This window comes from Paenibacillus sp. NPDC058898 (assembly GCF_049316025.1).
Taxonomy (GTDB): Bacteria; Bacillota; Bacilli; order Paenibacillales; family Paenibacillaceae; genus Paenibacillus_AQ.
Genome location: NZ_JBMOSM010000001.1, coordinates 57,281 through 79,281 on the forward strand (window position 1 = coordinate 57,281; position 22,001 = coordinate 79,281).

Annotated in this window: 17 protein-coding genes; 15 read left to right on the plus strand and 2 right to left on the minus strand. The window is 46.6% G+C overall.

What is annotated here, in order from left to right:
• The first annotated feature begins 114 nt into the window (after nt 1-114).
• Nucleotides 115-792 carry a serine/threonine protein kinase gene (locus ACOZB4_RS00205; protein WP_379409370.1) on the plus strand — a complete coding sequence of 226 codons (678 nt, stop codon included), beginning with the start codon at nt 115-117 and terminating at the stop codon, nt 790-792.
• A 138-nt stretch (nt 793-930) separates the two neighbouring features.
• Here ACOZB4_RS00205 and glsA read toward each other — a convergent pair whose 3' ends face one another.
• The gene (gene glsA / locus ACOZB4_RS00210) at nt 931-1,872 is read right to left on the minus strand and encodes a glutaminase A (RefSeq protein ID WP_379409366.1); all 942 of its coding nucleotides are present in this window, start codon (nt 1,870-1,872) and stop codon (nt 931-933) included.
• A 497-nt stretch (nt 1,873-2,369) separates the two neighbouring features.
• On the opposite strand from glsA, the gene ACOZB4_RS00215 reads away from it, so the two are divergent.
• From ACOZB4_RS00215 to ACOZB4_RS00255, 9 genes are all read left to right on the plus strand, one after another.
• Nucleotides 2,370-3,137, plus strand: coding sequence for an ABC transporter ATP-binding protein (locus ACOZB4_RS00215; protein WP_098743925.1), 768 nt, complete (start codon nt 2,370-2,372; stop codon nt 3,135-3,137).
• Complete coding sequence (locus tag ACOZB4_RS00220) at nt 3,124-5,055, plus strand: ABC transporter permease (protein ID WP_379409424.1); 1,932 nt, start codon at nt 3,124-3,126, stop codon at nt 5,053-5,055. Before ACOZB4_RS00215 ends, ACOZB4_RS00220 begins: the two co-directional genes overlap by 14 nt.
• A gap of 22 nt (nt 5,056-5,077) precedes the next feature.
• Nucleotides 5,078-5,443, plus strand: coding sequence for a YxeA family protein (locus ACOZB4_RS00225; RefSeq protein ID WP_379409359.1), 366 nt, complete (start codon nt 5,078-5,080; stop codon nt 5,441-5,443).
• 26 nt (nt 5,444-5,469) lie between these two features.
• Complete coding sequence (locus ACOZB4_RS00230; RefSeq protein WP_379409356.1) at nt 5,470-7,674, plus strand: M1 family metallopeptidase; 2,205 nt, start codon at nt 5,470-5,472, stop codon at nt 7,672-7,674.
• A gap of 95 nt (nt 7,675-7,769) precedes the next feature.
• Complete coding sequence (locus ACOZB4_RS00235) at nt 7,770-8,477, plus strand: response regulator transcription factor (RefSeq protein WP_379409352.1); 708 nt, start codon at nt 7,770-7,772, stop codon at nt 8,475-8,477.
• 3 nt (nt 8,478-8,480) lie between these two features.
• A complete protein-coding gene (locus tag ACOZB4_RS00240; RefSeq protein WP_379409344.1) occupies nt 8,481-9,953 on the plus strand; it encodes a sensor histidine kinase in 1,473 nt (490 codons plus the stop codon).
• A gap of 45 nt (nt 9,954-9,998) precedes the next feature.
• Entirely contained in the window at nt 9,999-10,349 is a 351-nt protein-coding gene (locus tag ACOZB4_RS00245) for a DUF2512 family protein (protein ID WP_379409342.1), read from the plus strand.
• A 160-nt stretch (nt 10,350-10,509) separates the two neighbouring features.
• Nucleotides 10,510-11,190 (plus strand): Crp/Fnr family transcriptional regulator, encoded by a 681-nt coding sequence (locus ACOZB4_RS00250; protein ID WP_379409339.1) that lies wholly within the window; start codon nt 10,510-10,512, stop codon nt 11,188-11,190.
• 90 nt (nt 11,191-11,280) lie between these two features.
• Entirely contained in the window at nt 11,281-12,129 is an 849-nt protein-coding gene (locus ACOZB4_RS00255) for a DNA alkylation repair protein (RefSeq protein ID WP_379409336.1), read from the plus strand.
• Between the two features lie 116 nt (nt 12,130-12,245).
• Here ACOZB4_RS00255 and ACOZB4_RS00260 read toward each other — a convergent pair whose 3' ends face one another.
• Entirely contained in the window at nt 12,246-14,036 is a 1,791-nt protein-coding gene (locus ACOZB4_RS00260; protein WP_379409333.1) for a hypothetical protein, read from the minus strand.
• 490 nt (nt 14,037-14,526) lie between these two features.
• On the opposite strand from ACOZB4_RS00260, the gene ACOZB4_RS00265 reads away from it, so the two are divergent.
• The 5 genes from ACOZB4_RS00265 to ACOZB4_RS00285 all read left to right on the plus strand — a co-directional run bounded on the left by ACOZB4_RS00265 (nt 14,527) and on the right by ACOZB4_RS00285 (nt 21,802).
• The gene (locus ACOZB4_RS00265) at nt 14,527-14,940 is read left to right on the plus strand and encodes a YugN-like family protein (RefSeq protein WP_379409331.1); all 414 of its coding nucleotides are present in this window, start codon (nt 14,527-14,529) and stop codon (nt 14,938-14,940) included.
• 298 nt (nt 14,941-15,238) lie between these two features.
• Entirely contained in the window at nt 15,239-18,187 is a 2,949-nt protein-coding gene (locus ACOZB4_RS00270; protein ID WP_422759444.1) for a glycoside hydrolase family 2 TIM barrel-domain containing protein, read from the plus strand.
• 124 nt (nt 18,188-18,311) lie between these two features.
• Entirely contained in the window at nt 18,312-19,097 is a 786-nt protein-coding gene (locus ACOZB4_RS00275; protein WP_379409323.1) for an alpha/beta hydrolase, read from the plus strand.
• 93 nt (nt 19,098-19,190) lie between these two features.
• On the plus strand, nt 19,191-21,575 hold the full coding sequence (locus ACOZB4_RS00280; protein WP_379409320.1) for a polyprenyl synthetase family protein: 2,385 nt from the start codon (nt 19,191-19,193) through the stop codon (nt 21,573-21,575).
• Between the two features lie 56 nt (nt 21,576-21,631).
• Nucleotides 21,632-21,802, plus strand: coding sequence for a hypothetical protein (locus tag ACOZB4_RS00285; protein WP_379409316.1), 171 nt, complete (start codon nt 21,632-21,634; stop codon nt 21,800-21,802).
• Nucleotides 21,803-22,001: the final 199 nt, after the last annotated feature.

Below are 22,001 nucleotides of genomic sequence, written 5' to 3' on the forward strand. Positions count from 1 at the left end.
CTCGCGGTTTTTTTGTGGTCAGGATCAGGCATCGCTGGCAAATATTTTTTTTTGAAACGTGAGTGTGGTACGATCATACTGATTTAAGTCCAGTAACCCCAAATGAGGTGGCCTATGAATCACGAACATTGGAAGCAGGCAGAAACTGCACTGGCTTGTATGGAAGTTATCAAGAACGGTGATAACGACCCTGTCACGATTGAAGGCGAATCGGATGACCTGCGCTGCATCGGAATCGGTACGGATGCTGCAGTATTCGTATACGAACCTTTGCCGGCCTACGCGTTCAAACTGTATGCTGCGGAGGCGCTGCCTAAGAAGGAAGCGGAGATTAAGGTCTATCAAGAGCTGGTGGGCAGCCCCTATTTCCCTGCATTTTATGGGGCAGGTGAGCGTTATGTGGCGATCAGCCATGAATCTGGATTAACCCTGTATGACTGTTTGCTCTATGGTGTGTCCGTTCCAAGGCAGGTCATCGATGATGTCGAGGCAGCACGCTCCTTTGTGCGGAGCAAGGGCTTAAACCCGCGGGATATTCATTTGAAGAATGTACTGCTGCAGGAAGGCAGAGGGAAGGTACTCGATGTATCGGAGTATATTCAGGAAGGAAACGACAAGCGATGGGAGCATCTTATGTGGGCCTACGACAACGTATATCCGCTGCTTGAGGGCAAGAAGCTGCCGCTTTGGGTATTGGAGGCCGTGAAGAACGGATATTACCGTCTTGACCCCTCCAGTGTGAATATGCAGGAATTTGCAGACCGGATTGGGCGACTGTTCTTCAGAAAATAGGAGAATGGGACCCATTCGAAACAGGTAAGAGCGCATTCCCCTCTTAACAAACGAAACGAAGCAAAGTGCTATCTTCAGAACATATTTGACGGATTCTATCCTCTTGAAGCTGTAACTGCTCCAGGGGGATTTTTGTATTTAGAAGATACTCCAGTCCATCTCGCGGGATATGGACTGGAGTAAATGTACGCCGGCATAGCTGTTGCCTTTATTATTCAATGCAGGGCCTACTACGCCGATGCCATAACGTCCCGGCACAAAAGTTAAAATGCCCCCTGAAACGCCGCTCTTGGCGGGTAAGCCTACCTGAATGGCGAATTCTCCTGATGCGTTGTACATGCCACATGTCGTCATGAACGTCTTGGCGATTTGAACATATCTTCTCGGTATGAGCGCTTTGCCGGTTAGCGGATCCGAACCGTTGCAGGCTAGCACCAATGCCATTCTGGCTAAATCGGCGCAATCCACAGCGATGGAGCAGTGCCGAAAATACACCTCTAACACCTCTTCAACATCTCCGCTGAGCACCCTGTTTTCCTTCAGAAAGAATGCTATAGAGCGATTCAGATTCCCGGTATCCGATTCGGAGCGGTAAACGCCCAAGTCATATTCCAAATCAGTGTTGCCCGCTAGCTCTTTAAGGAACTGAAGAATTCGGTCGGATTTCTCGTTCGGGCTGTCTCCGCGAATTAAGGAAGAAACGGTAATCGCGCCTGCGTTAATCATCGGATTGAAGGGAATGCCGGGTCTGACTAACTCCAGCTTCAGCATGGAATTGAAGTTGTCTCCGGTCGGCTCCATGCCGACCTTGCTGAAGACGGCATCCTCTCCATTGTCCATCAGCGCCAATATCAGCGTAAACACTTTGGAGATGCTCTGCATCGTAAAACGCAGCCCGCAGTCACCGGCGGTGACGGATTCACCCTGGGGGTTCATTAAGGTGATGCCCAAAGCATCATGGGGAGCTTTGGACAGCTCGGGGATATAGGAGGCGACTTTACCTCTGCCGACACATGGTAAGCTGGCTTCCAGCCAGCCGGGGAGCTGCTGCCGGATGGTTTCGATTTCGGGTGACATCATGTAGTAAACCCCTTTCTTGGATTCTAGTTAGCCAGCAGTTGAATGACATTAGTGACGATGAACCAAGCGGATTTTGAGACGTTGGATGACGAAAGATTGGGATGGGCTTGTGGAATCAATGCTTCTAGGTATCCGCGGAAAAAAGCTTCCGTCAAATCACAGGCGATTTCAAGTTCAGAAAGCGTGTATTACGCATGAGATTTAATGAGATCGCTCCCGATAGCTTGAAACGGATCAGGTTGTTCATTCGTTCGAACCCGCAGGATTTTGTGTTGTTAAAGGAAGAATAGTCCGAAGACTTGAATAATAGAACGTTATAGCCCGCCATGACCCGTCCATGCAGCGGGTTTTTGTTTTGTTCTGAGCCAGCATGTTTGTGTAAGTGCACTCAACAAGTTTGTTAAGCTTTATGTAAGGTTCGTATAAAAATCGTGTAAGGTTCGCCTTCTATAATTACATCTGTGCTTAACTAACGATGACTTGAAGGAGAACGCGATATGACAACCATATTACAAGCAAAACATGTAGAAAAAACATTTGGTATTCAAGGAAATCAATATACGGCATTGCAAGACATCAATCTTGAAATTCAGGAAGGTGAGTTTGTCGGTATTATGGGACCTTCCGGGGCAGGCAAATCCACGCTGCTGAATATTTTCTCGACGATCGATACACCGTCGGCAGGCGATATTACCATTGCCGGACAACATATCGTATCGATGAACGAGGAGCAGCTATCGGATTTTCGCCGTAATCAGCTCGGATTTATCTTTCAGGATTACAACCTGCTGGACACGCTCACCGTCAAAGAAAATATTTTGCTTCCCCTGGCATTGTCCAAGGTGCCTGCAGCCGAGATTGAGAAACGGGTGAACGAGATCGCCGATACGTTCGGGATTCGCGATATCTTAAACAAATATCCTTATCACATCTCGGGTGGTCAGAAGCAGCGTACCGCGGCCTCGCGCGCCATTGTTGCCAATCCAAGCCTCATATTGGCGGATGAACCGACAGGGGCGCTGGATTCCAAGTCGGCAACCAGCCTGCTGCAAAGCTTAAAGAAACTGAATGAGATAGAGCGTGCCACCATCATGATGGTCACTCACGATGCTTATGCAGCAAGCTACTGCAAACGCGTCATTTTTATAAAAGACGGGCAGCTGTACCAGGAACTTCATCGAGAAGACCAACTGCGCAAGGTGTTTTTTGATCAGATCCTGGAGGTACTGGCTGCACTTGGGGGTGAGCATGATGACACTGTTTAGCATAGCCAGAAAAAACATCCGCAAAAATTTCACCAATTACTTTTTATATTTTGCTTCGATGATTTTTAGTATCGTCATTTACTTCACTTTTGTTTCACTTAAATATGATACTGCGATACAGTCCGCAACGGAGGGGTCGACAAAAATCAGCTCGGCTTTTAGCGGTGCCGCTGTTGTGCTGATCATCTTTGTGGCTATATTCATCTGGTACTCCAATTCCTTCTTTACCCGCAAGCGCAAGAAAGAAGTCGGATTGTATTCATTGCTCGGTGTTCGGAAGAAACAGATCGGCCGGATGTTATTTTATGAAAACTTTCTGATGGGTGTGCTGGCTCTACTGGCCGGGATTGCCCTCGGCTCCGTGCTAACGAGATTTTTTGTATCCCTGTTAATGAAGGTCATGGGATATGATGCGGTGTCGAATTTTTCGATATCGCCTGCGGCCATCATCAACACCGCCATTGTGTTTATGATCATTACGCTTATCACGTCACTGCAGGGTTACCGATTGATCTACCGGTTCAAATTGATTGAGTTGTTTCATGCGGATCAGGAGGGAGAACGGGAACCGAAGGCTTCATGGATCACCGCTGTATTGTCTCTGGTATTCATAGGCACCGGATATTGGCTTGCTCTGCAGAACCTGCTGGAATCCAAGGCTTGGGCGGCGATGGGATTCATGCTAACGCCACTCGTCATCCTGACGACGGTGATTATCGGAACGTATCTGCTGTTCAGTACCCTGACCGTGACATTGTTGAAAATATCCAGAAATAACAAGAACCGATTCTGGAACGGGATGAACATGATTGGTGTCTCCCAGCTTCTATATCGCATCAAAGGCAATGCGCGCACGCTCACGATCATTGCCGTCCTTAGCGCGACAACACTTACTGCTGTTGGGACGGCTTACAGCTTTTATTACAGTAATGCAAGCAATGCCCAGCAAGCGAACCCCAACAGCATGATGTGGATCTCCCATGATAGCAGTGTGACAAAGCGAGCCGACGAGTTGATAGACTCAACTCCGCAGCACGAGCTGTTATATCATGCGTCCGTCCCTATCTTGGAAGTGGATGCTGATGTCAGTGGGCTAAACGATGTTTTTTCGCATGACATCCAATCATACAGCGTCATCTCCCAGCATGATTTTAACGAGCTGGCGAAGATGCAGGGCCGCAAAGACACCATCACATTAAGCGGAGACGAGGCCGTTGCCTTGGACCCGGCCTATTACGAAGGAATTTCACCGACGTATGTGGGTTCTACGGTCTCGCTCAAAACAGACAAGCAGGAGCAGCCAATTACCTTTAAGGAATTGAAGAAATACAGCGTGCTGAACTTGGGTACGGTCTATTCTACTATCGTTATAAGCGATGAACGGTTTGCGCAATTGGAGAAACAAGCAAACACGATCATGCTGGAGGCCTATGGCATATCGAATCAAGACAAAGCGAAGCAGCTGACGGAGGATCTCGAAGGCATCTTGCCGGAAAGCGCGTCATTTGCCAGCTATTATCAGGATTATGCGAGAGGAATGGAAGCGTCAGGCCTGTTGATTTTTATGGGAGGATTTCTGGGGCTTGTGTTCCTTACGGCGACTGGTAGCATCATATATTTCAAGCAATTAACCGAGGCAAATTCGGATAAGGCAAGATATCAGATATTAAACAAGATCGGCGTAAATCGGCGTGAGGTTAAAAAGAGCATAGCCCAGCAAGTGCTGTTCATCTTTGCTTTACCGCTCGTTGCCGGCATTGCCCACTGCGCTGTCGCACTTTCTGCGTTGTCCAAACTTCTGCATATGAATCTTGTGATTCCGGTCGTGATCTGTATGGCCGTCTATACCTGTGTTTATTTGATCTATTACGTCGTTACCGTTAGGTCCTACTATAAAATTGTAACCAAAACTAAATAACCTATCATAAAGGAGTATAGTCATGAAAAAAACGATGATCTTCGGCGGCATTCTTGTCGCCATCCTAGTTGGATTTGTTGTATTTATTCAAAATGTGAACATTAACCGCATCGGGACGGATCAATATTATGTGCAAATTCAAGATGGAACCAAAGTGGAAGACAAAACGGATAACGGGGAGAAGTACATCTACTATGAGTACACCTTGGAGGGCTTCAACAAAGAAGGGAACGCGAAGACGTTAACCTTTAGGGCGAACAAAGAACTGCGAAAAGAAGCGTACTTGCGTTTATACGTCAAGGAAAAAGGTGTCAGTTCCTATCAAGAGGTACAGGCAAACGAGCTTCCGGAACCAGCCAAGGTGAAGCTTGAAACGTTAGGAAAATAAGGACGATATCAGAGGGAGAGAATAACATGACTCACGTAAAAGAAAAAACGACGATCCTATCGAAAAAGGCTATTATTGGCTCACTTGCATTGACATTGACTGCATGCCCGCTCATCAACGCGGGTCATGCAGCGGCAAAAGCCGGTTCCCCGACTACAATTTCACAAGTCTCTGCGAGCGTTGAAGCGCATGCGCCGATTCAATATCATATTCAGGCGAGACTGAACGAGAAGAACATGACCATGCAGGCAAGCAGCATGGTTACCTATCGAAACACCAGTCAGGATACGTTGAATCAGCTGGTATTCCATACCTATGCCGATGCCAACCGTTCGAAATCGACTCAGACGTCCATGTTTAAACGATCGAACGAAGCAATCAGCAAGAACAATCCGGATAAGAAACCGGAAGATTTTCTCGGCGGCATTGATATTCAAGGAGTCAACGCTAACAGCCAAGCTCTCGAGTTCCATAATAAAGATCAGGCTTTGACAATTCAATTAAAGGAGCCCCTTCAACCGGGCGCAACGATATCGGTACATATGGACTTCTCTTTGAACATTCCGTATGGCTCGCAGCGCTTATCTTATTACCAGGATATTGTGAATGGCGCTCACTGGTTTCCGGTTTTGTCGGTCTATGACGAGGAGAAGCATCAATGGAATACAACCCCTTACAGTCCATCATTCGAAAGCGATTATTATACTTCTGCAGATTATGAAGTAGAGTTCAACGTTCCCGACGCTTATCAGGTGGCAATGCCAGGCACGATAACGACACGGAATAACGTGGAACCTGGCCGCAAGGTTGTTTCCACTGTTGCCAACAATACAAGGGAATTCGTATTTTTTGCCAGTCCCAATTTCAAAGTGGATAGTGTGACCCGCGACGGCTTGACGATCGAATATTTATATTTTGATAACGAACCGGGAAAGAAACAGGTCATTGATCGGTATATCGATCAGGCATTTAAAGCCATTGAATTTTTTGGTGATAAATACGGTGCTTATCCTTATCCGGAATTCCGAATCGTCGAGTCTTACGTGGAGGGTGTGGCTATTGAATATTCACGGGTCATCCAGATGGGACAGGTACACAGCCAGGCCGATCCCGCGCAGGACACAGTATTCGTTCATGAAATCGCTCATCAGTGGTTCCACGCTCTAATCGGAAACGATTCGGAGAAGGAATCTTTCTTGGACGAAGGTTTTGCTGATTTTTCCAAGGTGTATTTTGCCGAGAAGCAGGGGGATAAGCTGAATGGTTTTAAATCCATTCAATTTGACGATTCCAAGATGGAGCTTGCCATTGCGTCGACCAATGACGAGGTGGGGGATTTGGCTAGCCCGGTGTATTACGAGAAAGGTCGCCAAGCGATCTACCAATTGTACCGTTCCGTTGGCGAAGAGAAGTTTGACCGCTTTATGAAGGAATATTTCAAACGCTATGTATATAAAAATGCCACCATTGAGGGACTTCTCCAAACGATTGAAGACATGCTCGGAAAAGAGGCGCGAAACGAAATGGCGACGGCTCTATATCAGCCGGGGTTTGTACTCAAGCCTGAATACCAACTGTCCGAAGAGGAGAAAACCGCATATATGCATGATCAGTTTCAATTGCTGTACCAATCAGCCCTTTCCCAAATTCCAGATTTGCCCTACGAAACGATGAGCCGCATCATGGAGAAGGCCCTTCAGGGAGAGCCATTATCGATCGTTCTGAGCGATCAAGTAAGGAATCATACACGCAAACAGCAAGAAGCCATGGTGAACCAGCTCACAATGCTTCTTGATATCAGCGGAGTGAAATATGACGTTATTCGGGATCGCCAGGTGTTGAAAACGAAATTGAAGAAGGAACTGGGGACAAGCAATCTGATCGTGATCGGCAACGGTAAAACGAACGGGGTGATCCAGGCCCTGAAGTCCGGTATCATCGAGCGGGTGAACAAAATGGGCTTTGCCTGGAAGGATACCATGAATCAACCGAGTGCTTCCGGGGCGTATGTGATCAAGCATCCATTCAATCAAAATCGCCTAATGCTGCACTATTTCTGGAATGGAGATCATGTAAGTGATGAGGCCTTGGAGACCTACATGGCGAAAATGCAGGAATCCCTCGGATTCACGAGCGCTTTCTATCAGTACTATGTGATGGACAAGAAGGGCAAGGTGGTGTTAGATAAACAAGAGGAGAACCCGCTATCGAAGTTTTTTGCGGAGGAGTAAGTTTGATGGTACGATTCTTACTCAATGCTCCATGCGCTGTTGAATAGCAGCCTGGCAGGAGGGAAAAATGTTGGTTATAGCAGGGGGTGAACGAATTGGCGTTTGATCAAAAGGTACTTGTCGTTGATGACGAGGCGGATATTGTCAGGCTTCTTCAAACCGTGCTGATCAAGGAAGGCATCGATCAGGTATATACCGCAGCAACAGCGGAAGCAGCATGGCTTGAATTCCAGAAGTGGCAGCCCGATCTTGTCATTCTGGATATCATGCTTCCGGACGGAGAAGGATACGAGGTATGCAAGAAAATACGCAGCGTCTCCAATGTTCCGATATTTTTCTTATCGGCCAAGACCGAAGAGATTGATAAAATCCTGGGTTTCGCCATCGGCGGCGACGACTATATTACCAAGCCCTTTAGTCCGAAGGAAGTGGCTTACCGGATCAAAGCCCGGTTTCGGAGACCGGATGTTTCTGAGCATGAGGACAAACCGAATCGCGTGATCAAGAAAGGCCCCTTTGAATTAGATGAAGAGAAGGTGGAGCTGAAGAAGAACGGCAAGGTCATTCCACTAAAACCGAAAGAGTTGGGATTGCTTACTCTGCTGCTTAAACATCCGGGCCAGATCATCAGCAAGGAAAGTTTATATGATCAGGTATGGGGTGAGGAATTCTTCGGATTTGATAATACCGTGATGGTTCACATCAGGAGGCTGCGGGAGAAAATAGAAGAGGACCCTTCCAATCCCCGTTATCTCCTTACGGTAAAAGGCCTTGGGTATAAGCTTGTCGTAGAGGATGAATAAGGGATGAAGTGGAAGCTGACCGGCAGGTATCTGGTCTCCGTGGTTCTTATCGTCGTCATCGTTATTATTATGAACATCGTGGTGATTATCGGCTTATTCGTTCTACAATCGGTGAATGAGGATTTCCCGCTTTTAAATCGGCAAACCTCAGCAGAATCGATATCCCGATCCTTCCAGGAACATATCGTAATATCGGAATCGGGGGCTTCGATAAGCGAGAAGGGCAAGGAGATTCTGGAGAAGAATCAGGCATGGATACAAATTCTGGATGAGGATGGCGGGGAAATCTACCGCTATCTTGCTCCGGAAGAAGCCAAAACAAAGTACGCCCCCATCGATATTGTGCAGATTTATAAGTATGTCGAGAAGGAAGTGCTTTCCACCGTCTTTGTTGGCGAAAAGGTGGGCTTCGAACATCGTTACAGTTACTTGATTGGATTTACAACTCCATACCTGGAGCGGCAAGTGTTAACCATCGATTCACGGAACTTCGCACAGATGTTTAAGGTATTTAGTGTGTCCATCATCATCGTTGACGGATTCATCGCCTTATGTATCGCTTATATCTTCAGCAAGCGGCTGACCAAACCTATGTTTATCTTAATTGACAGCATTAAGCGTTTGGCTAGCCGTAATAATAACGTCTATCATCAACCTAAAGGGATATATAAGGACGTGTTTGCCAATATTAATCTTCTGGCCCAAGAGCTGAAATCAAGCGAGAAGGAAAGAAAGAAATTGGATGCGATGAAGGAAGAATGGATCGGCAATATCTCGCATGATATCAAAACGCCCCTTGCTTCGATTCAAGGCTATGCGGAGATGATAAAGGACACGGAATATCAGTTCTCGATGGATGAAATACGGGATTATGCCGGGATCATCGAAGGAAAGTCCAAATATTTGCGAGACGTGATCGAGGACTTGAATCTGTCGACCCGCTTGAGGAATAAAGAGCTGACGTTGAATAAGAAAAATGTAAACCTCGTAAGCCTGGTACGCAATGTCGTGATCGATACGCTGAATGACCCGAGATACGCCAACCGTGACATTGATTTTAGCAGCAGTCATGAAGTCATTAAAATCGAGGTTGACGATATTCTGATACGTAGAGCAATCACCAATCTGATCTATAATGCGATTGTTCATAACCGTGAGGATATTTCGATCAAGGTCCAGGTCGAGAAGAATGAGGAGCATATCCTGATTCGTGTGGATGATAATGGAAAAGGCATTAAGCAGGAGGAGCTCGGAAGAATCTTCGATCGCTATTACCGTGGGACCAATACGGGGGAACTCCATAAAGGGTCAGGTCTTGGGATGGCTATTACACATGACATTGTGATCGCGCATGGAGGACATATTCAGGTTCATAGCACGCTTGGCCAAGGCACAGTTATGGAAATCAAACTGATACGGAACAGCGCCGATATGAATGATGGTTTTCCCACGGTTAGGGACCAGGGTCAGGAGTAAAAAAACGCAAAAGGGATACACTACCGCAAAAGGAGTGTATCGCTTATGAAACTGCTTGTTAAGTTATTGGTGCATGGAGTTTTGATTACCGCACTGCTGGTTGCACTTACCGATGCTTCGTTCACAGGGGCTTTATTGACGGCATTAGGAATTGGCATCGTTGCTTATTTGGTGGGAGATTTATTTATTCTGCCACGTACCAGCAATATGATGGCAACGATTGCCGATGCCGGATTGGTATTTATAGTGCTGTGGATTATTGGCGGTGTTGCGAACTGGACCCTTGATTTCTCGGAGGTCCTGCTGATTGCAGTACTTGCGGGAAGCTTCGAGTATTTATATCATATGTGGGTCAGGGGCGAGCATTTGTTTGAAAAGAGACGGCGGGCTTCGTAACCATGGTGAAACCTTATATCGATAAATATGCGTATATGATAAAGCCTGAGAAATCAGGCTTTTTTTGCCATGATATTGTTAGATGGGTGGCCACTAGCAGCAGAAAAATTATACAATACATGAAAGAGCCTATGCGGGCATATGATCTCGGAGGTAAATCATGAGTAACATTCAATATCTGTCGCAATTCAGCTTGCTTCATTCCTTATCGAAAGATGATTTGGTCGTGATGGATGAGCTAACCTCCATTACAATCTATCCTAAACATACATTCATACAAACACCGCAAACCTTCACGGAACGATTATACTTTGTGAAAAAGGGTAGAGTTCGCTTGTACAGGTTAAACACAGAAGGAAAGCAATTTACGCTGGACATATTGGGCGAAGGGAATGTGTTTGGTGAATTAAACGGTTTATCGCTCGGTACACGGGAAGTATTCATTGAAACGCTGGTAGAATGCGATATCTGCATGATCGATCAGCGGCGATTTGAGAACTTTCTGATCGAACACCCTCAATTCATGCTCAATATGATGAAGGTCTTGAGTGACCGTTTGGTACATATGAGCAGTCTTGCGCAAAACCTGGCGTTGGGTAAACTACATGAAAAAATCCTGCACGTGATCGTAAATCTGTCCAATCAATTTGATCTGGAGGGTAGCGGCGAGTACTATAGAATCGATCTGCCACTGACGCATCAAGAAATTGCGAACTTGGTCGGAGCAACTCGGGAGGCTGTCACATTGGTATTAAAAGAGCTATCGGAAGCGAAAGTGATCAAGACCGGATTTCGAACGATTTACATTCATCGGGATTACGCCATGACGAGATTGAGCTGAACAATGTAAGTTGTAAGCTGCATTACATCCATTGATCTGGATCCCGTTTATTCTGTAACTTATATAATAGATTAAGGAGACTGGATCGGGATGGAAATCAACGATGAAGAGATATCGATAGACCGTGCATTATTGCACAGGAAAGGTGCTCGTAAGGTGAGTGAGGTTTCTGAAGAAGTTAAGGTGCTATTACAGCAAGGGAGATTGGAAACGGTGAATTTGACAGAATGGCTTGCCGTAGATCACTTGAACTTGCTGAAAAATGTATTGGACGAGTTTGGATTACAAAAACAGCGAGATGAAATGTTATCGAGGTTGGTTCAGATTGAAGACAAGGTGACAAAAATCATCCCGGCGATTGCCGATTCCTGGATGAATCTGCAGGAGCAAATGCCGAAGACTGAGCAATTTGATATCGTAAACAGTCTGTCTAAACACCGTTCAGACAGCGTTCGCTGCTGGGCAGCCTATATGGTTGGGTTAGATCAGTTGGACCTTGAACAGAAGCTGGACCGAATAAAGGCGTTTGCAGCAGATGAACATTTTGGCGTGCGTGAAATATCATGGATGGCTGTTAGGGATTCTGTCGCGAGCGAATTAAGGCAATCTATACGTTTGTTATCGTCTTGGGTTCATGACAAGAATATGTATATTAGGAGATTTGCAATTGAAGTGATTCGCCCACAAGGCGTCTGGGCCAAACATATTGCCGAACTAAAAGAGAACCCGGACATTGCTCGGCCGCTATTGGATGCGGTGAAATCCGATCCGGTCAAATATGTACAGGATTCTGTAGCGAATTGGCTTAATGATGCCAGTAAAACGAATCCGGATTGGGTGATTCAGATATGCCGGGAGTGGCAGTCATCTTCCGGAACCAAGGAAACCGAGCGCATCGTAAAGCGAGCCCAGAGAACGCTTGCGAAGAAGAATACATGAGACTATGACGTTTTATGCCTCCCCTGTTGATAAGAGCGAGTTACGCCTCCTAACGCGTCAATAAAATAACCCCATTGCTCGTTCAAGAGCGATGGGGTTATTCAGTTTCTTACCTCTTAAGGCTTAGCATTCTTCCAATAAGTATACGCATGCACCACGCTACCGGTAAAGGAAGGTGAATCCTTCAATAAATCAGGCAGCTTGGCAAGCTCTTCCTCCATGTAAGCTGCTCCTTCTTCATAGAAGGAAATATGATCGCCTTCATGGCTGGCTTTGATCTCGACGGAAATCTTGATCGGTTTGCCCAACTCATCGGCAAATGCAATCTCTTCCTTAGAGACTGCGATAATCCCGTTCGATCCTTCCGCTACATCCCGGAAGGCCATGAGTGAAACATGGTCCATTCGGTTGATCATCCACTTGCTGAGCGACATATCTTGACCGGTAACTTTGTATTTATCCAGCCACACGGCCATATCCATACTTGCTTCCAGATTGGAGTCCTTTTTCAATTCCGTAACAAAGGCATCCAGATTCGCGGTCCATTCGGAAATAACCTGCTGCGAATTTTCCCTCCACGCAGGCAGCACATAAGGCTCAATGTCCAAATGAATGCCATGAAAACGTTCATTGCCTTCCACTGCGCGGTTGTAGTTCTTTACGTAATTAACCAATCGCAGCATTCTGGGCCGATTCTCCTCCAGTGCCCATATCGGATGACCACCCATGGCATGAACTTCGATTCCGGCAGCAGCCGCTTGTTTAACAAACGAAGAGTACGAACTGTACGGTTGCTCCAGGTCCAGTCTTACATACAGCCAGTTCAAGTTTTTCTCTTTCGCAAAATCAAGAATTTCCTGACTGTTTTGAATCACTTCATGAGCTTCCCATATATACGTGCCTCTTACGATAGGGTCCCGAGTAACCGGATCCGCATCTGGCACGCGACCGCCTTCTCCCGGTTCAGGATTTGGATCGGGGTCCGGTGATGGGGAAGTAGGTTCGTTATCGTCTGGCGGTACGCTCCCATCATTGGACATGTTTTGCCAGTTGCGAATATCGTGGATAGCGATCCCGGCAAAGGATGCATATGAACCGAGCACACCCGATAAATGCTCCAGTTTCTCGTTCATTCTGTCCTTACCATGTCCATAAAAGCTGGTGTGAGACTCGCCCGGCATTTCCTTCGTGTTAACCCCAATAAGAATCTGCTTACCAAGCCTGTTGGCAAGCTCAAGCTCATCTCGCGTCAGTTCCAGTATTCCATGCTCGGATTCTACTTCGTTCCGGTAGGCCATCACGGTAACATGGTCAAATGTACGGATCAGCCATTCATTCAGATTGGTGCCATTCTCCAAGGAGTATTGATCAAACCAGAAGGGGATGTCGATTCCGAGTTCCAGCTCGTTTCCGGACACTTGATTCAAGAACACCTCCAGATTTTGTTCCCAAGTGCTGATGATCTTGTCCTTCTCGTCCTCCCACTGGACAAGTACATACGGCTCTATATCAAGATGGATTCCGTCAAATCGGGCACCGGCCGAAACCTTGCCGTTATAGTTCACCACCCAATCCGCGAGTCCGAGCATATCTTCCCGATGTTCGGTGAGGGCCCATCTTGGATCTCCACCTAAAGCATGCACTGCGATTTGATTCTCATGCGCACGTTGTATAAATGCCTCGTAAATTTCAGACGGCAGTTGACGATCAATCTGTAAGAAGATTAGATTAATTCCCTCTTCTCTGGAAAAACGAAGAAGTTCTTCGCCGCCATCCTGAATCAGATCCGTCTGCCAGATCCAGGTTGCTTTTTTTGTAGCATTTTCCCCATAAGCCGGGGTATGAAGCCCCACCAGAAGCATGACAGCCAAGAGACTGGCAAGCAGCGGGTAACCTTTCACTTTCATGTTTTCCCTCCGTTTCTCTACGAGAACTCCGCGTATTCTCTATTTAGTAAACGGGGTTATTATAGCATTGATATCTCAAAAAAAGATGAGCCCTTGTTCTTACAGGACAGGCAGCAAGGAGCACAGCGAACGAATGATCGGTATAAAAGGAACTACGACATATTTGGTAAAGTATAACTAAATGATATAAATTATATGAATTCGAACAAAATTAAGGCTAACTACTCAGGAAGAAAGTTGTGTTTATGGCTTCGGTATGGCCTAGTGTCACTGTTTTAATGACGAACGTCATTCAATTTATGGGTTTTGAAGGGGATTCGAAAGCATACATCATAACAACTAGTAATTTAAGGGAGAGGAGTCACTAGTAGTGGTAGAAAGTGAGACTCAGCATATGTAGATGATTCGTCATGTTGAATTCGTATACGATGTTCGTATACGATTTGGAATTCAAGTCCATCCTAGGACTAAAAACATAAGGTGGGCGCACATGATAAATTTGGAATCGAGATTGGAGAATATTGAAGACCGTTTTGTGAATATAGATACCTATCTATGTAAACATGATTTTACGTTAGCCGGCAATTGGGATTACAAGCATGGTTATCTAGACCGGCGCTTGGATCAGGAGCGGATGGTGTGGCTTCGGATCCCTTTTCTGGTAACCAAAGGCAGCTTAGATGGCGAATGCGGCGGCTGCCATGCTACGATAAAGCTCGGCCGTCCATTCGTGTTTAGACATATATACAATACAGGAACCGACAAGCATGCGGCACCTCGTTTATTGGGAGCTCTCTTTGATCAATTCCAGGCTCCGATCGACCCTGACGCATCGGTGGACGATATGTGGATTGAACAAGCAAGACAAGTTTTGGACGAAGTGGAGGCAGGGTACATGCACTAACACTCGGCGCTCATCGAGGAGATCAAGTTGTCTTGATCTCTTTTTCATATTTACATCATAACAAGCAAGGAGCTCTGACGTTTGCTGCAGTCAAAGGGCTCCTTTTTGTATGGGTGAACAGAATAGGGTGATTAAAGAATATCCTTTGAAAACTTTAGAACCTTTGTAAGAGCGGGCCCAAATGATAAGCATCCTGATATAGTAGGATAGACTGGCTTCAATATGCTGCTTACATTGGATTTATTAAATACATGAAGAAGGTGGATACCACTCATGAACAAAAAAACATTGTTTAATGATGGATGGACATTTGCAAAAAGCAGTCTTGACCTTACGGATTCGGCAAATCTTATATTCCAACCCGTGGATATTCCCCATGATTGGCAGCGCAGGCAATATAACGAATACGCAAACTTTAGCTGTAGAGCGTCCAAGGCTATGGAGCCCGGATGAACCTCATTTGTATCAGTTGGTTACCGAGATGAGGGTGACTGGAACAGATCTCCCAGCAGACTGGCACGATGAAATTGTAGAATCGGTATCGCACAACGTGGGATTTCGCCATATTCAGCTTGATCCGAATCAGGGTTTTCTCCTGAACGGCAGCAAACTGAAATTGAATGGCGTATGCGAGCATCATGATCTCGGAGCTCTGGGAGCAGCGTTTAACAAAACGGCCTTAGCCAGAAGGTTTGCTATTCTGAAAGACATGGGAGCTAATGCGATCCGCACCGCACACAATATGCCTGCTAAGGAATGGATGGATCTTGCGGATGAAATGGGGCTGCTGATCGTATCGGAAGCCTTTGATATGTGGGAACGTCCGAAAACCCCATATGATTATGCAAGGTTTTTCCCGGATTGGGTTCAGCATGACGTGAAGAGCTGGGTCAAACGGGATCGGAACCATCCGTCCCTTATAATGTGGAGTATCGGGAATGAAATATATGATACCCATGCGGATGAGAAGGGGCAGGATATAACAAGGATGCTGATGACAGAGGTCCAGCGATACGATTCCAAGCAAAATGCAAGCGTTACCATCGGGTCGAATTATATGCCTTGGGAGAACGCTCAGCATTGTGCAGACATCGTAAAGGTGGCAGGTTATAACTATGCCGAGAAATATTACGAGAAGCATCATCAGGAACATCCGGATTGGATCATCTATGGCAGCGAGACTGCGTCGGTCGTACAAAGCAGAGGTATCTATCATTTCCCGTTTGAGAAGTCCATTCTGGCCGATGATGACGAGCAGTGTTCCTCCCTCGGAAACAGCTCGACCAGTTGGGGAGCGAAATCGGCGGAGGCGTGCATTCTGGCTGAGCGGGATACGCCTTTCTCGCTGGGACAGTTTATATGGACCGGATTCGATTATATTGGAGAACCTACGCCGTATCATACCAAAAACTCTTATTTTGGTCAGATGGATACGGCAACCTTCAAGAAGGATTCCTATTATATCTATCAAGCTGCCTGGACGGATTATAAAACAAAGCCCATGGTGCATCTGCTGCCATACTGGGATTTCAGCGACGGTCAAATGATCGATGTTCGCATCTGTTCCAATGCGCCAAGGGTCGAGTTGCAGCTTAATGGGGAAACCATCGGTAAACATGATATTGATCATGCACACGGAAGACAGCTTGTGGGCTGGTGGAAGATTCCTTATGTGAAAGGCGAATTGAAAGCGATCGCTTATGACGAAGCAGGACGTATCGTGGCTACGGATATACGAACCTCTTTTGGCGATGCCAAGGGCATTGTTTTGCGCCCGGATAAGGAAGAATTAACAGCCGATGGAGCAGACCTCATCTTCGTCGAAATCGCGATGGAAGATGAGAACGGCCATGCTGTCGAGAATGCGAATAACCGGGTGGAGGTCCATGTCACGGGTGTCGGACGATTGCTTGGACTCGAAAATGGGGACAGCACGGATTATGATCCGTACAAAGGCCGAAGCAGAAGGCTGTTCAGCGGCAAGCTAATGGCGATCATCGGATCCACATTGGAGGCTGGCCAAATTCAGATCGAAGTGTCTTCGATTGGTTTAGAGAGCCGATGCCTGCATTTGACATCCATTCCCGCACAGGAAGAAGTGACATCGGGCATATCAGCAAGCATGAGTAACGAAGATGGGCCGTGCCTGACGGGGAGTTTGCTTGAGCTTCCGCTTCGCAAGATTGAACTGATCAGCGAAGGAGGTCAAACATTTCATCCGTCCAATCGGCAAGTGGTGGTGCGTGCCATGTTACATCCGCCGGAAACCTCTTATCAAGAGGTTGAATGGGCTGTCGTGAATGATGCCGGCATTGACTCCAATATCGCCAGTGTGGAGGCCGCTGGTCATGAAGCCATCGTGACTGCTCTTGGCGACGGTGAGTTTCGTTTGAGGTGTACGAGTCGGAACGGAACGGATAAGACCAAGCTTATATCCCAGCTTGAATATCAAGTCGATGGTTTGGGGGCGGCCTACAAAGACCCATACTCCTTCATTTCGGCAGGACTGTATGACTACAGTCAAGGTGACGTGGGAAACGGGAACGAAAGAGGCGTAGCTACGAGTAGAGACGGTGAGTCGCAAGTCGGATTCCGGGACATCGATTTCGGTCCCCATGGCTCCGATACAATCACCATTCCGATATTTGCGCTCTCAAGCGAAGCGTACTCGCTACAAATCTGGGAAGGGATGCCCGGTGAGGAGGGCAGCTTCTTGCTGGCCGATTGTATTTATCAGAAAGAGTCCAAGTGGAACGTGTATCAGGAAGAAACCTACCAGTTGTCCAAGAAGCTGCGCGGCATCACGGCGATATGCTTTGTCCTTCGTCAGAAGGTGCACATCAAAGGGTTTTATTTTCACGTGGGGGATAGAGCCTTCGAGCAGAATTTTGCCGCAGATTGCGATCGGATCTATGGAGATACCTTTACGATTATGGACAACAAGGTTGTTGAAGGTATCGGAAATAATGTTTCCCTCGAGTTTGACCCGATGGATTTCTCAGAAGCAGGTGCATCGAAACTGATTGTATACGGCCGTTCGGTCGTAGATAAGAACACGATTCATATCCGTTTTGCCAATTCGGAAGGAGAAAGCAACCAGCTCGTTGAATTTACGCGGTCTGTTGGATACGAAGAGCAATTGTTTGATCTGGAGCATGTAACCGGCAAACAGAAGGTGACGTTCATCTTCCTGCCGGGAAGCCAATTCGATTTTGGCTGGTTCCGGTTTGTAAGATCAGGTTCCTAATTCAATAGTAATTGAGGCTGCAGATCCAATCGGCAGCCTCTTCTGTTTGGAATGGATCGATAGGATTTGAATTAACCCTGCGGTATAATTAAATAATCGACATACCGAGATGGAAGGGACCGTGATGGGAATGAAGCAAACCCATAAATCAAGGAGCAAAAGAGGGCTCAAGATCGTCATATGGACCCTGTCTATAATAGCCATGGTAATCATAGCAGCCAGTGTCATACTGGATTCTCTTACTTACAAGCCGCTTGATGAAGCTAAAGCGGTGTTTCGAAGTGATACGGAAGTCGTCGTCGAACACCTTAAGGACGGCTATCGTTTCGAGCCGGTGGGCGGGGAGGTGATCCAGCCTGACATTATTTTTTATCCGGGTGGATTGGTGGAGCCCGAAAGTTATGCGCCTTTTGCCAAGAGAATGGCGGAGAAGGGGCATCGCGTGTACATTGCATCCATGCCTTTGAATCTCGCCGTGTTCGGACAGAATAAGGCGGATTCCTTCATATCGGAGCATCAAGGGAGCCGCTATGTCATTGGCGGGCATTCTCTAGGTGGCGTTTTTGCTGCGAGATATGCTTCTGAACATACGGATGTCATTGACGGGGTTTACTTCATGGCTTCCTACGCGGATGATGGAGGCAAGCTAAACGGATTAAATATGTCCGCACTTCAGATCACCGGTACGAAGGATGGCATTCTCGATCGAACAGAATGGGAAGCTGCAAGAAAGAATCTGCCGGATGATACAACATACGTGGATATTACGGGCGGCAATCACGGACAATTCGGTTCTTACGGTTTCCAAAAGGGAGACAACAAAGCTTCCTTAACCCCAGCAGAGCAGTTGATCGAAGTAACGGAAGCTATGGACTTCTGGATCCAGGGCATCGATTTGTTTCAACGCTGAAACTGAAATGTAACCCGATTGAAACTTCTACGTATATAGGTTATAAACATGGGAACATGTTAAACACTTAAAGAAGTTGAGGGATTCCATCTTATGAATGTGGCGTATACAGATTATGCCGATACGGGATATCGGCGGGCTGAACAGAAGGCAGCTCAGTATTTTGCATCACTTTATGTTCAGGTTAAGGAAAAGAGTTATGTGCCTATCCTGACAGAAGACATTCTATTGTGGAAAAGGAAGCATATTCGTCGTCCTTCATGGCTGTCTTTTTTATCGCCGGGAAAGAAGAAACCGGATACCCGGGATTATCATAGATATATCGGATGGCTCCATTATACAGGTGAATTGGATAGTTATTTGGATCGAAGCATTTCCTATATTTATATGAGAGATCTGGGTATGGCTCTGGACTCGCCTGACACGAAGGTCAGAATAGGGCGCGTTGCTCACGATACCAAAAAACTTTTGCTTCGCTCCACCGGCTCGAATGGAGGAGACACGCCGGATTATATGAGTTTGGCCGGGCTGTACCGATGGGCCCAGAAGGAAGGTATCGAAGATGCCGTCATTTGGGTCATCAACAAACTGAAGCATGTGGCGACCCATATTCCGGAGGAGATGGATGCGGACCAAGCCCAACGCAAATTGATCAAAATTATCGTTGGTGTAGTTATGCACGTCATCGAAGATATGAGTGTAGAGACATCGCCTGCGGAGCGCTCGGCCCGTCTTGATGATGCCATCCGATTGGGTTATTCCTACGGGTTGACCTATCCTTTTATAGACGATCTGCTCGATTCAGGGGTCTTGAACGCTAAGGAGAAGGAACAATACTCCCAAATGATACGACAGGCGCTTCTCACTGGAACGGTTCCGGAGATGGGTCAGTGGAGCGGGAAAAACATGGATCTCGTTCATTTCGTTCATAAGGAGCTTCGAGATGCATTTGAGTATATTCAGGGACACCAATGCCCGGAAACGCAGCAGACTTTTTTTGAGCAGTCTAACGTGTTTTTTCATTCTCAGCATATTGACCGCATTAAGAATCTTGACAATCCCAATTACAGTAATGAAGAAATCTATCTGCCGATCATTCTGAAATCATCGTCCTCCCGATTAATTGTCCGTTCCGTTATCAGCGCTTCGGCAGATGAAGGCTTTGAGGACCGGACATTCTTCTACGGTATCTACAACCAACTGGCCGATGATTTTGCCGATATGTTTCAGGATATGGAAGACGGAGCGGTAACACCGTACACTTATTATTTAAAATATCGCGGTCAGCGTACGGATCTTATCAATCCTTTTGAAATGTATTGGGCGGTTATCTCTCACCTGATTCATAACGTGTATCACTCGGACGCCAAGACGCGAGAGGTAATGCTGGACCGGGCTATCAATGGCCTGAAGCGTTGTAAAGAACGGGTCGGAGCAGAGAAATACAGCGAAATCATGGATATTTTTGCATCTGGGAACCCGGAATTTAATCGGCTCATCCAGCAAATGGTTCTAAAAGCCGATCAGGTGGATTTCTTCGATAAATTGCTGCGGGACCAGATGGTTACGGTGCTCCGAAACGAGCGGAAGGAAAAGGATCTTTTTATCGATACCTTTAAAACCGTTCGGAATGAGATCAACAACAGCTTGCAAATTGCGAAACTCCCTGGCATTCCTCCAATGAAAGAGTCGTTGATTGATGCCGCCAATTATACGCTCGAAGGGGATGGCAAACGTCTAAGACCTACCTTGACTTGGGTCATGGCCGTGAAAGAATACGGACTGCGAGCTTCCGCCATCGTGCCGCTGCTGAGGTCGCTTGAATACATGCACACCGCTTCCTTGATATTTGATGATTTGCCGTCCCAGGATAACGCCTCTACCCGTAGAGGGCGACCGACCTTGCATCGGGTTCATGATAGCGCCACGGCGGAAATTACCGGTTTGTTCCTGATTCAGAAGGCGATCGAAGAACAATCGTCTCTTGAAGGGTTTGATCCCAAAACGGTGCTGAAGCTGATTCAATATTCGTCCCAACGGGCTGGAGATATGTGTTCGGGCCAGGTGATGGATTTGAATTCAAAAGGGAAGGCATTGTCCTTGGAGGAGCTGAATACGGTCTGTTATTACAAGACGGGCATTGCGTTCGAGGCATCTCTCGTTATGCCTGCCATCCTTGCTCAGGTGAAGGAGAGCGAAATTGCGACACTGAAAAAATTCGCTTACCATGCGGGCATTGCCTTTCAAATCCAGGATGATTTGCTTGATGTGCAGGGGAATTTGGAGCAGCTCGGGAAACCCGGAGGACAGGATGCGGAGAACAACACATCGACCTTTGTGAGCATTTTGGGTCAGGAAGGCGCCAGTCGGGAAATGTGGGAGCATTATTGCCAGGCCACGGAGGCGCTGCAGGAGATGCCGCGCAATACGGCGTTTCTCAAGCATTTATTAAATTACATGGTAAATCGAGATCGTTAAAGTTCTTCTATTATACTGTTCAATGTTGAGAAAATATCCCGTGAGGAAGTGTTGGCGTGAATGCCAGCACTTTTTTTGGTTCCGACATTCGTGTAGGCCCATGCGTGTTACAAGGATGGTTTTGTGCAAAAACAGCAATCCAGAAGAAATACGGCGTTTTCCCTAAAGATATAATCAGTCTAACCTTACTTGGGGTTGCTGCCATTACTCACAAGCTTTCTTCATAAGTAGGTGAAGTGGAGAAGAACAAAGGCTTTTCAACCGGAAAGTCTTTTTTTCATGGAGAATCGACGAAACAGGGAAGCGCAACTGATTGAGGATAATTCGACAAATGGACTATAATCTTAGGTAAGTATGGTTTATCGATCAAACCGATTATACGAACGAATTAAGGAGTATTCGTGCACCGACGCTGATCCAGCATAG